Genomic DNA, 11,949 nt, shown 5'->3' on the forward strand with positions numbered 1-11,949 from the left:
CTCCGGGGTGCGGGCCCACCGGCGTTTCGGCACATCCGGGCCCGGGCGCCGGGCGCGGCTCAGCGCAGCTCGGGGAGCACCCGGTACGGGCCCCGCCCCGGGGCCTCGCGCAGCAGCGCGCGCAGGGCGGCCCGGTCCTCGGTGAGGGGCCCCGGACCCATCCTCGGCGGCACCCCCCGCACGGTCTCCGGCGGCGCCTCGGGCGGCTCGTAGGCGGTGGGCGCGGTGCGCAGGGTCAGCGCGGTGGCGCCCAGGATCAGCACGGTGAACGCGATGGCGGTCCGGGTCCAGAACCGGGTGTCGCGTTCGCAGTCGTCCCGGACGGTGGCCACCCGGGGCGGTTGCAGGGGCTCGCCGCGCGCCAGGTTCTCCAGCCCCCGGCGCAGCGCGTCCGGATCGGTGAGCGCGGGCAGCCGCCGGGCCACGCTGTCCCGCGCCCGGGTCAGCCGGCTCGCCGTGGCCGGGGTGCTGGCCTCGGTCTCGGCGGCGGTCTCCGGCAGGTCCAGCCCCACCCCGTCGTACAGCAGCAGGGTCCGCCGGTAGGACGGCGGCAGCTCCAGCAGCGCGTCCAGCAGCGCGCGGTCGTCGGGGTGCGCCGGGGGCGGCTCCGGCTGGCGGTGCGCGCGCCGGAACCGGTGCCAGGGGGACACCGCGTACTCGTACGCCGCCGCCCGCACCCAGCCCGCCGGGTCCCGGTCCACCGCGACCTCCGGCCACCGCCGCCACGCCTGGTGGAACGCCTGCTCCACCGACTCCCGCGCCAGCGCGCGCCGCCCGGTGAGCAGATACGTCTGCCGCACCAGCGCGGGGGCGCTGCACCCGTACAGCCGGTCGAACGCCTCGGCGGGGGTGAGCCCGGTGGGGTGCGTCACGGTCACGACGGAGCCGTCCGCCGCGTGACGGCGGCCGAACACGAGGGGCAGGGGGGTGGCGGTGGCGTTCACGGTCGACTGCCCTCCGGGCGGTGCGTGACGGTGGCGGACCTGGCCCCCGGACGGGGGACCGGTGGGATGCCGGTGCGCCCGGCCGGGACGGGGCCCGTGACCGCCGGGCGGCCGGGACGGGACGTGCGGCGCCCCGGCCCGGGCGCCGGGACCCGGCCCGGCTCCCGTTCCCGCCGCCCCCGAACCGCCGGCTCCGCCGGAACCGCTGTCCGCGCCGGGAGCCCCGGGCACGGAGCCTTCGGGGACGCCTCCGGAAGCGGGAACGGCGGCCATGGCGGCCACGGAAGGCGCGGAGGGAACGAGGGGCGCGAGGGGAGCGGAAGGAGCGAGGGGGGTGGGCGCGGGCGGAGAAGCGGGGGCGGAGGCGGGTGGGGAAACGGAGGCGGGGACGGAGGCGGGGGCGGGGGCGGGCGCGGAGCTGGAGGCGGCCGGGTCGGCGGGTGGGACGGAAGAGGCGCCGGGGACGGTCGCGCCGGGCGGAGTGGGGGAAACGGGGGGCACCGGAGGGACGTGGGCAGCGAAGGGATCCAGGGGATCAGGAGGCCCAGGAGGCCCAGGAGGCCCAGGAGGCCCAGGAGGCCCAGGGGGAACGGTGGGGACAGGGGGAACCAGAGGAGCCAGGGGAACCGGGGGCGCGGGAGGAACGGAGGGCGCGGCGTCGGGCAGGGCCGCGAGTTCGACGAGGAGCGCCGCGTACGCCTCCCGTTTGCGGCCGCGCGGATCGGTGCGGCCGGTCTCCCAGGACCGTACGGTCTCCCGGGTGACGCCCACCCGGGCGGCCACCTGTTCCTGGGTGAGGGCCTTCGCCTCGCGCAGCCGTCGGCGTTCCTTCGGGGACGGCAGCGGGGCGGGGGAGCGTTTCACCACGGGCTCCCGCCCCCCGGGCGGTCCGCCCCCGTGGACGCCGGGGCCGGACAGGAGCCGTACTGCCGAGCGGAAAAGAACATAAAAGTATTTTGGGCGACACATCCGGTAATCGCCCGTTACGCGAAGAAAGCGCGTGTCGTTGGGAGCATGGCGCGCGTGACCCGGATGCCCCCCACCCCGCCCGGCGCGACCACCCCCGCCTCTCCGACCCCACCCGCCGACCCGGCCACCTCCAGCTCCGCCCCCGCCTCGTCCGCCCCCGTCCCCGCCGCCTCCGCTTCCGTCCCCGCCTCCGCTTCTCCGCCAGCCTCCGCACCTGCGTCCGCGCCCGCACCTGCGTCCGCGCCCGCACCTGCGTCCGCGCCCGCACCTGCGTCCGCGCCCGCACCTGCCTCCGCGCCCGCACCTGCGTCCGCCTCCACCCCCGCTTCCCGGCCACCGGCCGCGCCCACACCCACCACCGCCGGGCACGGCTTCCACGGCGGCCGCGAGAGCAAGGGCGCCAAAGGCGACAGCGGCCAGGGCGCCAGCCGGGACAACAACGGCGGCAAGGGCGGCGGCAAGAGCGGCAAGGGCGACCGACGGACCGTCCGGCTCGGCACCCGGCGTCCCGCCGCCCGAACCGGGGAACCCCACCCTGCCCCCCGGACCGGGGAACCCCACCCCGCCACCCCGCCCGGCGATTCCCGCCCCGCCCGGCCTGCCGATTCCCTCCCCGCCCGGACCGGTGACCCCCGTCCCGCCCCGCCAGGGGAACCCCGTCCCGACCCGCCCCACGGGCCCCGCCCCGGCCGCCTCACCGGACCCCGCCCCACCGGGCCGGACGCCGCCCCCCTCCCCTCGCCGCCCTACGCACCCCTGCGGGAGGGCGCCCCCGCCTTCGGCGCGTGTCTGGCCGCCGGGGCGATGGCCGCCGTCCTCGGCCTCAGCGCCTTCACCCTGCTCTCCCTCGGGGCGTGGATCATCTCCCCGTACCCGGACGACGGGCCGGACGGCGCCCTGCACACGGCCGCCGCCCTGTGGCTGCTCGCCCACGGCGCCGACCTGGTCCGCACCGACACCCTCACCGGGGCGGCCACCCCGGTCGGCGTCACCCCGCTGCTGCTGACCGTCCTGCCCGTGTGGCTGGTGCACCGCGCCGCCCGGGACGCGGCCCGGCCCGGTGCCGTCCCGGTGGTCTGGGCGGGGCTGGTCGGCGGCTATCTGACGATCGCCCTGCTCGCGGCCTGCTACGCGCACGGCGGCGAACTGCGCCCCGACTGGCTCAGCGCGGGCGTCTGGGTCCCCGTCCTGGCGGGGCTCGCGGCGGCGGCGGGCATCCGCTCCGGGTACGGGCGCCCCCGCCGCGTCTGGCCCCCGCCCCACCCGGCCTGGGCCGTCCGGGTCCCGCTGCTGCGCGGCGACCCCCGGGGCGCCGCGCTCCGCGCCCGCGTCCGCGCCGGGGCGCTCCACGGAACGGTCGGCGCGCTGGTGCTGACCGGCGGCGGCGCGGCGCTCACCGGGGCCTCGCTGCTGTGGCACGGGGACGAGGCCCGCGCCGCGTTCCCGGCGCTCACCCAGGCCGGTTCGGGCCAGCTCACCGTGGCGCTGCTGGCCGTGACCCTGGTGCCGAACGCGGCGGTGTGGGCCGCCGGGTACGCGCTGGGCACCGGCTTCGCGTTCGGCTCGCCGTGGCCGGTCGCCCCCTTCACGGCCGGGGCGGACGGACCGCTGCCGCCGTTCCCGCTGCTCGCGGCGGTGCCCGCGCCGGGGGACGCCGCCGGATGGGCGCGCTGGACGGTGCTCGTGGTGCCGCTGGCGGCGGGGGCGGCCGTGGCGTGGTCCGCGACCCGGACCGGCGGCGGGCGCCGTCGCGGCGCGCTGCGGGCGCTGGAGGGCGCGGTGTGGTGCGGGGCGGTGCTCGGGGTGCTCGCCGTGCTGGCGGGCGGGGCGCTCGGCACGGGGGCCCTCGCCCGGGTGGGGCCCCTCTGGTGGCAGCTGGCCCCGGCCGCCGTGGTGTGGACCGCTCCGACGGCCGCCGTCCTGGCCCTGCTCCGGTTCCGGCGACGACCGGCCCCCGCGCCGGGTGGATGACCCCGGACAACCCTGGGGAAACGGGAACGGCGGTGGCGCGGTCTCCCGACCGCGCCACCGCCGTGTTCCGTTCCGCCGGGTCTCCCGGCGGCCGTTCAGTCCTTCGTGCTGAGCAGCGGCCGCAGGCTCTCCGGCAGCAGCTTCTCGCAGGACTCCTTCTGCGGAACGGTCAGCGCGTCCCGGACGCACACGAAGTAGTCCCGGTACACCAGCTGGGCGGTGAACGTCGCCGCGACCATCGCCAGCGCCAGGCCGCCGGTGACCAGTCCGCTGATCGCCGCGGTGCTGAGCGACCGCACGGTGACCCCGCCGGACCCGGCCCCGCCGGACCCCGCCCGGGCACCCGTCCCGCCCGAGGACCCCCCGGAGCCCGATCCCGAGCCGGAGCCCGCGCCGGAACCCGAGGCCGCGCCGGACCCGTCCCGGCCGCGCGACGGCCCGCCGCGCACCGCGCTGACGCCCCAGTACACGGCCAGCGCGCCGAGCATCAGCGCCACGTACGGCCAGCTGAACAGGGCGAAGAAGAACGCCCACATACCGGTGAGCAGCGAGTACCGAGCCCGCCGCTGGGCGGGGTCGGTGGGGTCCCAGCGCATTCCGGCCGGGGGGCCGCCGCCGTCCCCGCCCTGCTGCTGACCCGGGCGGTCCCCGAAGCGTCCGCCGGAGCGGCCGGGCTGCCGGTCGCTCCACTGGCCGCCCCACGGGCTCCGCCGGTCGCCGTCGTCGTCCCCGCCTCCGTCCTTGCCCTCCTGCGGACGGGGCCGCCAGGGCTGGTCGGGGGTGCCCTCGGGCGGCGGTGCGAAGGGGTTGTCCCGGTCGCCGCCGGAGCCCCGCGCGTCGGGGGTCCCGGAGGTGCCCTGGGAACCGTCGGAGCCCCGGGAGCCGCCGGATTCCGTCCCGTCGTGCGGGGCGGAGGCGCCCTGGGGCCCGGTCTGGCCGCGGTCGCGCAGCAGGACGACGCCGTGGGTGGACCCGGGCGCGGGCCAGGGGTGCTGCGGCAGGAGTCGGAGGCTCGGATCCGGCATCAGGTGTGCGACTTCCCCTCGGTGGAACGCGGTGGATCTCGCGCGGTCCGCGCCGATCCGGCTGGACGGCCCGGCCGGGATCGGCGTGACCGCTGTGGACCCCAGTGATGGTACGGGCCCCGTGGGAGCGCGCGACCGTACGGCCCCCGATCCGGAGCGCGCCGCCGCGCCGCCCGGGCCCGGTCCCCGCTCAACGAACGGCCCGTCCCCCGTGTTCCTGCCGCAGCCCCCCGTCCCCCGGGTCACACCGCCCTTGCCGGTATCGTTGCTGCCGGTCGGCCGCTTCGTAGGGTTCCCCGTATCCGAGGACGCCGCGCCTTCGTACGAACGTCCAGGACGCCGTGCGCGGGGCGGGACGGACGACGGCGGACCGTCCGGCTCGTACGCGCCGGACCATCGAAGCCGGACCATCGAAGAAGCCCCCGCGAGAAAGGGCCCCCACCCGTGGCCGCCAAGCGCCTCGTCGTGCTGGTCTCCGGATCAGGAACGAACCTCCAGGCCCTCCTCGACGCCATCGCCGCCGAGGGCCCCGGGCGCTACGGCGCCGAGGTCGTCGCCGTCGGCGCCGACCGCCCCGGCGTCGCCGGGCTGGAACGCGCCGAACGCGCCGGGATCCCCACCTTCGTGCGGCAGGTCCGCGACTACCCCACCCGTGAGGCGTGGGACCGGGCGCTCGCCGAGGCCACCGCCGAACACGCGCCGGACCTCGTGGTCTCGGCCGGGTTCATGAAGATCGTGGGCAAGGAGTTCCTCGCCCGGTTCGGCGGCCGGTTCGTCAACACGCACCCCGCCCTGCTGCCCAGTTTCCCCGGGGCCCACGGCGTGCGCGACGCCCTCGCGTACGGCGCCAAGGTCACCGGGTGCACCGTCCACTTCGTCGACGACGGCGTCGACACCGGCCCGGTCATCGCCCAGGGCGTGGTCGAGATCCGGGACGAGGACGACGAGACCGCGCTCCACGAGCGCATCAAGGAAGTCGAACGCAAGCTGCTCGTCGAGGTCGTCGGGCGGCTGGCCCGCGACGGTTACTCGATCGAGGGACGAAAGGTAGTTATCCCGTGACCGCCGAAGGTACCCAGAGCCCCGAGGGGGCGCAGGTGGCGATCCGCCGGGCGCTGATCAGCGTCTACGACAAGACCGGACTGGAGGACCTCGCGCGCGGGCTGCACGAGGGGGGCGTCGAGCTGGTCTCCACCGGCTCCACCGCCGCGCGGATCGCCGCCGCCGGGGTCCCGGTCACCAAGGTCGAGGACCTGACCGGCTTCCCCGAGTGCCTGGACGGCCGGGTCAAGACCCTGCACCCCCGGGTGCACGCCGGGATCCTCGCCGACCTCCGCCTCGACGCCCACCGCGCGCAGCTCGCGGAGCTGGGCGTCGAGCCGTTCCAGCTGGTCGTCGTCAACCTCTACCCGTTCCGGGAGACCGTGGCGTCCGGCGCCTCGCCCGACGAGTGCGTGGAGCAGATCGACATCGGCGGGCCGTCCATGGTCCGCGCCGCCGCCAAGAACCACCCCTCCGTCGCGGTGGTCACCAGCCCCGACCGGTACGCCGACGTGCTCGCCGCGGTGCGCGGCGGCGGCTTCGACCTGACCGCCCGCAAGCGGCTGGCCGCCGAGGCGTTCCAGCACACCGCCGCCTACGACGTGGCCGTCGCCTCCTGGTTCGCCTCCTCCTACGCGCCCGTCGACGACTCGGAGTTCCCCGACTTCCTGGGCGCCACCTTCGAGCGCCGCAGCAGCCTGCGCTACGGCGAGAACCCGCACCAGCCCGCCGCGCTCTACGCCGACGGCACCGGCGGCCTCGCGGACGCCGAGCAGCTGCACGGCAAGGAGATGTCGTACAACAACTACGCCGACACCGACGCCGCGCGCCGGGCCGCGTACGACCACGACGAGCCGTGCGTGGCGATCATCAAGCACGCCAACCCGTGCGGCATCGCGATCGGCGCCAACGTCGCCGAGGCGCACCGCAAGGCGCACGCCTGCGACCCGCTCTCCGCGTTCGGCGGGGTCATCGCCGTCAACCGGCCGGTGACGGAGGAGATGGCGAAGCAGGTCGCCGAGGTCTTCACCGAGGTCATCGTCGCCCCCGAGTACGAGGACGGCGCCCTGGAGGTGCTGACCCGCAAGAAGAACATCCGGGTGCTCCGTGCCCACCAGGGCCCGGCCGCGCCCGTCGAGGTCCGGCAGATCGACGGCGGCCGTCTCCTCCAGGTCGCCGACCGGCTCCAGGCCGACGGCGACCACCCGTCCTCCTGGACCCTCGCCACCGGCGACCCGCTGTCCCCGGGCGAGCTGGACGAGCTGGCGTTCGCCTGGCGGGCCTGCCGGGCCGTCAAGTCCAACGCGATCCTGCTCGCCAAGGACGGGGCCTCCGTCGGCGTGGGCATGGGCCAGGTCAACCGGGTGGACTCCGCGAAGCTCGCGGTGGAGCGCGCGGGCGCCGAGCGGGCCCGGGGCGCGTTCGCGGCCTCGGACGCGTTCTTCCCCTTCCCGGACGGGCTGGAGATCCTGCTGGACGCCGGGATCCGGGCCGTGGTCCAGCCCGGCGGCTCGGTCCGCGACGAGCAGGTCGTCGAGGCCGCGAAGAAGGCGGGCGTGACGATGTACCTCACGGGCACCCGGCACTTCTTCCACTGACGCGCGCCGCGGCGGACGCCCGACGGGCGTCCGCACGGTGACGGCCGACGGGCGCTGGACGTCCGACGGCCGCACCGCGCCGGACGGCCTGCGGCTCACGGCCGACGCGCGCCGGACCGGCGACGGCGGAGGGCCGGTCACCCCACGGGGTGACCGGCCCTCCGCCGTCGTGCCGTCAGCCGCTCAGTAGCGCGGCCGGTTGAACCAGGCGGACGCCTGGCTGTTCACCATGGCGGCCAGGATGATGCCCGCCATCACCAGCGAGATGACGCCGCCGAAGGTGGCGGCGCCGCCCCCGCCGTTCACGATGTTGCCGAGGCTGCCGAGGATCATCAGCGCCGCGTACACGATGGTCGTGATGCGTATGCCGGAGCCGCCCTTGGAGAACTTGACGCCCAGGAAGATGGAGAGGGCGCCCAGGGCGAGGATCAGCGCGGCGAACACGTAGCCCAGCCCGGCCAGTCCGTCGGTCTCGTCGCCGGTGCCGACGCCGTTGGAGAGGTCCTGCGCGGCGCCCACCGCGACGCCGACCAGGAGACCGATCAGGATCTGGAGCGCGGAGAGGATGAACAGGAGCACCCGTGCCGTCGTCATCAGACCGGGCATCGTCATCGGCATCCCGGCGCCACCCGGGTACACCGGCGGGGCGGCCGGGTAGCCGTAGCCGGGCTGACCGGGCTGGGGCTGGCCGTAGGCGGGCTGTGCCGGCTGCTGCGGGTAGGCGGGCTGCTGCCCGGACTGCTGCGGGTAGCCGTAGCCGGGCTGGCCCTGCGGGGGCTGCGGCGGCTGTCCGTAGCCGGGCTGGCCCTGGGGCTGCTGGGGCTGCTGCCCGTAGGGGTTGTTCGGGTCGCCGAAACTCATGGCGGGTCTTCCTCCGTACGTAGTGCTGGGGACGACGCGGATCGGCCCGGAGGAAGGAACTCTTCACAGATGCGGCCGTACCCCCCGACACTGCCCGCGGCACTGTGGGCCCCATGCTTGTTTAGCCGCTCCTTATTTGTCCAGTCCGGACCGGACGACTGTTGTGCAAGCGCAACACCGGTCACTGTTCGGTGACATTCGACCGCCGGGCGATCGGACACCGTCCCAGCACCGAACGAGTACCCATCGAGCACTGATCGCGCGCCGGTCACCCGCCCCACCGCGTCCCCACCGCGCGCCGGTCGCGCGTCCCGGCCGCGTGCCGACCACCCGTCGGCCACCCGCCGCCCATCCGCCGTCCTCGCGCCGGTCCGCCGCCGACCGGAACCGGCCCGCCGACGCCCCCCCGGCGGCCGGAACGGGACGGACCGGGCGGGACGGGCCCGGCGGGACGGCCGGGGTCCACCGGACCGGATTGGAACCGGGCGCGTGCCATCCGCGAAGATGGGCCCATGACCGCCCAGATTCTCGATGGCAAGGCCACCGCAGCAGCGATCAAGTCCGAACTGGCCGTCCGCGTGGCGGCCCTCAAGGAGCGGGGCGTGACGCCCGGGCTCGGCACCGTCCTGGTCGGCGACGACCCGGGCAGCCAGAAGTACGTGGCGGGCAAGCACCGCGACTGCGCCCAGGTCGGCATCGCCTCCATCCAGCGCGAACTGCCCGCCACCGCCACCCAGGAGGAGGTCGAGGCGGTCGTCCGCGAGCTGAACGAGGACCCGGCGTGCACCGGTTACATCGTCCAGCTCCCGCTGCCCCGGGGCATCGACGAGAACCGCGTCCTGGAGCTGATGGACCCGGCGAAGGACGCCGACGGACTCCACCCGACGAACCTGGGGCGGCTGGTCCTCAACGAGCCGGGCCCGCTGCCCTGCACCCCGTACGGCATCGTCCGGCTGCTGCGCCAGCACGGGGTCGAGATCAACGGCGCCGAGGTCGTGGTGGTGGGCCGGGGCGTCACCATCGGGCGCCCGATGCCGCTGCTGCTGACCCGCCGCTCCGAGAACGCCACCGTGACCCAGTGCCACACCGGCACCCGCGACCTCTCCGCCCATCTGCGCCGCGCCGACATCGTGGTGGCCGCGGCGGGCGTACCGCACCTGATCAAGCCGGAGGACGTGAAGCCGGGCGCCGCCGTCCTGGACGTCGGGGTCTCCCGGGACGAGAACGGCAAGATCGTGGGCGATGTGCACCCCGGAGTGGCCGAGGTCGCGGGGTGGCTCTCCCCGAACCCGGGCGGCGTCGGCCCGATGACCCGCGCCCAGCTGCTCGTCAACGTCGTCGAGGCGGCCGAACGGAACGCGAACGGTGTCGGCTGACGCCCCCCGCGCCACCGGGAACCCGGCGGGCGACGGTCCCGCCGGGCCCACCGGCCCCGTCCGCCCCGCCGGGACCCCCGGCGACGCCCCCGTGACGGAGCCCTCCGCAGGCCAGGGCCAGGGCCAGAGCCAGGGCCAGAGCCAAGGCGATGGCCAGGACCGGGACCGGAGCCAAGGCGAGGGCCAGGACGACGTTCGGGACCAGAAGCGGGTACAGGCGCAGGCGCAGGCCCAGGGCCCGGACCCGCTGCCCGGCCGCACCGTGACCAAGGTCCGCAACCGCCGCTTCTCCTTCACCCGGGACACCGCCCGCCCCGAGGGCGGCGGCCGGGCGGCCTCCGGCGGCGCCCCCGCCCCGGCCCGTCAGTGGCCGGTGCTGGTCGTGCTCGGCACGGCGGGCGTCGGACTGCTGCTCACCGGTCTCGACGTGGTCCGGGCCGGGACGCTCCTGGTCGGGTGCGCGCTGCTCGGTGCCGCGCTGCTGCGCTGGGCGCTGCCCTCGGTGGGGATGCTGGCGGTCCGCTCCCGCTTCACGGACCTGATCACCTACGGGGTGCTCGGCGGGGCCATCGTCCTGCTGTCGCTGATGATCCAGCCCAGGCCGCGGCTGGTGGTCCCGTTCCTCGACGACGTGCTCCACTACACCGTCAGTCCGTAGCGGGGCCGTCCCGCGCCTGTTCGCGTCCGTTCGCGTCTGTTCGTATCCGACCGCATCCGTTCGTACGGGGTGCGGTCGAGGTCTGTACCGCCGTCCACCCCTCGACTATCTTGACGACGAGATACTTAGCGACTGAACGGTGCGCTCGTGCGCCGCCGCGCGCCCTCGCGCGGCCGTGCCCGCTCCGGCCGGTCGAAGCGCGAGAGGGGTGTTCCGCCTCATGGCCAAGATCAAGGTAGCCAATCCCGTCGTCGAGCTCGACGGGGACGAGATGACCCGGGTCATCTGGCGGCTCATCAAGGACAAGCTGATCCTTCCGTACCTGGACGTCGAGCTGAAGTACTTCGACCTGGGCGTCCGGCACCGCGACGCCACGGACGACCGGGTGACGGTCGAGGCCGCCCACGCGATCCGGGAGCACGGGGTCGGCGTCAAGTGCGCCACGATCAACCCCGACCAGGAACGGGTCGAGGAGTTCGGGCTGAAGCGGACGTACCGCTCGCCCAACGGCACCATCCGCAACATCCTCGGCGGGGTCGTCTTCCGCGAGCCGATCATCCTGGACAACGTGCCCCGGCCGGTCCCGGGCTGGACCAAGCCGATCGTCGTCGGCCGCCACGCCTTCGGCGACCAGTACCGCGCGACGGACTTCACGGTGCCCGGCCCCGGCACGCTGACGGTCACCTTCCGGCCCGACGACGGCTCCGAGCCGATCGAGCACGAGGTGCACCACTACCCCGGCCCCGGCGTCGCGCTCGCCATGTACAACCAGGACGACGCCGTCCGCGACTTCGCCCGCGCGTCCTTCCGCTACGGCCTGGCCCGGGACTACCCGGTCTACATGTCCACGAAGAACACGATCCTCAAGGCGTACGACGGCCGCTTCAAGGACCTCTTCCAGGAGGTCTTCGACGCCGAGTTCAGCGAGGACTTCGAGAAGGCCGGGCTCACCTACGAGCACCGGTTGATCGACGACATGGTCGCCTCCGCCCTGAAGTGGGAGGGCGGCTACGTCTGGGCGTGCAAGAACTACGACGGCGACGTGCAGTCCGACCTCGTCGCCCAGGGCTTCGGCTCGCTCGGGCTGATGACCTCGGTGCTGATGTCCTCCGACGGCCGGACCGTGGAGACCGAGGCCGCGCACGGCACGGTGACCCGCCACTACCGCCGCCACCAGCGGGGCGAGCCGACCTCCACCAACCCGATCGCCTCGGTCTTCGCCTGGACCCGTGGCCTCGTCCACCGGGGCGGGCTGGACGGCACCCCCGAGGTCGTCGCCTTCGCCCGCACCCTGGAGCGGGTCTGCGTCGAGACCGTCGAGAGCGGCCGGATGACCAAGGACCTCGCGCTGCTCATCGGCCCGGACGCCCCGTGGCTGACCACGGAGGAGTTCCTGGACGCCCTCGACACCGGACTCCGCGCGGCGATGACGTCGTCCGGGTCCCCGTCCGGGCTGTCCGAGCCGTCGTCCGAGCCCTCGTCCGGGGCGTCGTCCGACTGAGGAAG

Annotated in this window: 8 protein-coding genes and 2 pseudogenes; 6 read left to right on the forward strand and 4 right to left on the reverse strand. The window is 75.6% G+C overall.

Going from position 1 to position 11,949, the window contains the following annotated elements:
- Positions 1 to 59: 59 nt before the first annotated feature.
- Positions 60 to 815 (reverse strand): annotated as a pseudogene (locus ACVWNX_RS21640) (sigma factor-like helix-turn-helix DNA-binding protein); the annotation flags it as partial.
- 849 nt (positions 816 to 1,664) lie between these two features.
- Positions 1,665 to 1,913 (reverse strand): annotated as a pseudogene (locus tag ACVWNX_RS21645) (helix-turn-helix transcriptional regulator); the annotation flags it as partial.
- A 63-nt stretch (positions 1,914 to 1,976) separates the two neighbouring features.
- On the opposite strand from ACVWNX_RS21645, the gene ACVWNX_RS21650 reads away from it, so the two are divergent.
- The gene (locus ACVWNX_RS21650; RefSeq protein ID WP_454414876.1) at positions 1,977 to 3,884 is read left to right on the forward strand and encodes a cell division protein PerM; all 1,908 of its coding nucleotides are present in this window, start codon (positions 1,977 to 1,979) and stop codon (positions 3,882 to 3,884) included.
- Between the two features lie 95 nt (positions 3,885 to 3,979).
- Here the strand turns inward: ACVWNX_RS21650 and ACVWNX_RS21655 are convergent, their stop codons facing one another.
- Positions 3,980 to 4,909 carry a hypothetical protein gene (locus tag ACVWNX_RS21655; protein ID WP_454409164.1) on the reverse strand — a complete coding sequence of 310 codons (930 nt, stop codon included), beginning with the start codon at positions 4,907 to 4,909 and terminating at the stop codon, positions 3,980 to 3,982.
- 444 nt (positions 4,910 to 5,353) lie between these two features.
- Between ACVWNX_RS21655 and purN the strand changes: the two genes are divergently transcribed.
- Positions 5,354 to 5,971: a phosphoribosylglycinamide formyltransferase gene (gene purN, locus ACVWNX_RS21660; protein ID WP_454409165.1), complete on the forward strand. Its 618-nt coding sequence runs from the start codon at positions 5,354 to 5,356 to the stop codon at positions 5,969 to 5,971.
- The gene (gene purH / locus ACVWNX_RS21665) at positions 5,968 to 7,548 is read left to right on the forward strand and encodes a bifunctional phosphoribosylaminoimidazolecarboxamide formyltransferase/IMP cyclohydrolase (RefSeq protein ID WP_454409166.1); all 1,581 of its coding nucleotides are present in this window, start codon (positions 5,968 to 5,970) and stop codon (positions 7,546 to 7,548) included. The genes purN and purH overlap by 4 nt, the downstream gene beginning before the upstream one ends.
- Before the next feature lie 183 nt (positions 7,549 to 7,731).
- On the opposite strand, the gene ACVWNX_RS21670 is transcribed toward purH, so the two are convergent.
- Positions 7,732 to 8,409 carry a hypothetical protein gene (locus ACVWNX_RS21670; protein ID WP_454409167.1) on the reverse strand — a complete coding sequence of 226 codons (678 nt, stop codon included), beginning with the start codon at positions 8,407 to 8,409 and terminating at the stop codon, positions 7,732 to 7,734.
- 512 nt (positions 8,410 to 8,921) lie between these two features.
- On the opposite strand from ACVWNX_RS21670, the gene ACVWNX_RS21675 reads away from it, so the two are divergent.
- The 3 genes from ACVWNX_RS21675 (at position 8,922) to ACVWNX_RS21685 (ending at position 11,944) form a co-directional block, all read left to right on the forward strand.
- A complete protein-coding gene (locus ACVWNX_RS21675; RefSeq protein ID WP_454409169.1) occupies positions 8,922 to 9,785 on the forward strand; it encodes a bifunctional methylenetetrahydrofolate dehydrogenase/methenyltetrahydrofolate cyclohydrolase in 864 nt (287 codons plus the stop codon).
- The gene (locus tag ACVWNX_RS21680) at positions 9,775 to 10,443 is read left to right on the forward strand and encodes a DUF3017 domain-containing protein (RefSeq protein WP_454409171.1); all 669 of its coding nucleotides are present in this window, start codon (positions 9,775 to 9,777) and stop codon (positions 10,441 to 10,443) included. The genes ACVWNX_RS21675 and ACVWNX_RS21680 overlap by 11 nt, the downstream gene beginning before the upstream one ends.
- 220 nt (positions 10,444 to 10,663) lie before the next feature.
- A complete protein-coding gene (locus tag ACVWNX_RS21685) occupies positions 10,664 to 11,944 on the forward strand; it encodes an NADP-dependent isocitrate dehydrogenase (protein WP_454409173.1) in 1,281 nt (426 codons plus the stop codon).
- The last annotated feature ends 5 nt before the right edge of the window (positions 11,945 to 11,949 follow it).

Source organism: Streptomyces sp. JNUCC 64 (assembly GCF_054484115.1).

Bases quoted from the DNA above. Each gene is read 5' to 3' on its own strand.
- ACVWNX_RS21675 (WP_454409169.1), top strand. From the start codon at position 8,922: ATGACCGCCCAGATTCTCGATGGCAAGGCCACCGCAGCAGCGATCAAG.
- ACVWNX_RS21655 (WP_454409164.1), bottom strand. From the start codon at position 4,909: ATGCCGGATCCGAGCCTCCGACTCCTGCCGCAGCACCCCTGGCCCGCG.
- ACVWNX_RS21650 (WP_454414876.1), top strand. From the start codon at position 1,977: ATGCCCCCCACCCCGCCCGGCGCGACCACCCCCGCCTCTCCGACCCCA.
- ACVWNX_RS21685 (WP_454409173.1), top strand. From the start codon at position 10,664: ATGGCCAAGATCAAGGTAGCCAATCCCGTCGTCGAGCTCGACGGGGAC.
- ACVWNX_RS21670 (WP_454409167.1), bottom strand. From the start codon at position 8,409: ATGAGTTTCGGCGACCCGAACAACCCCTACGGGCAGCAGCCCCAGCAG.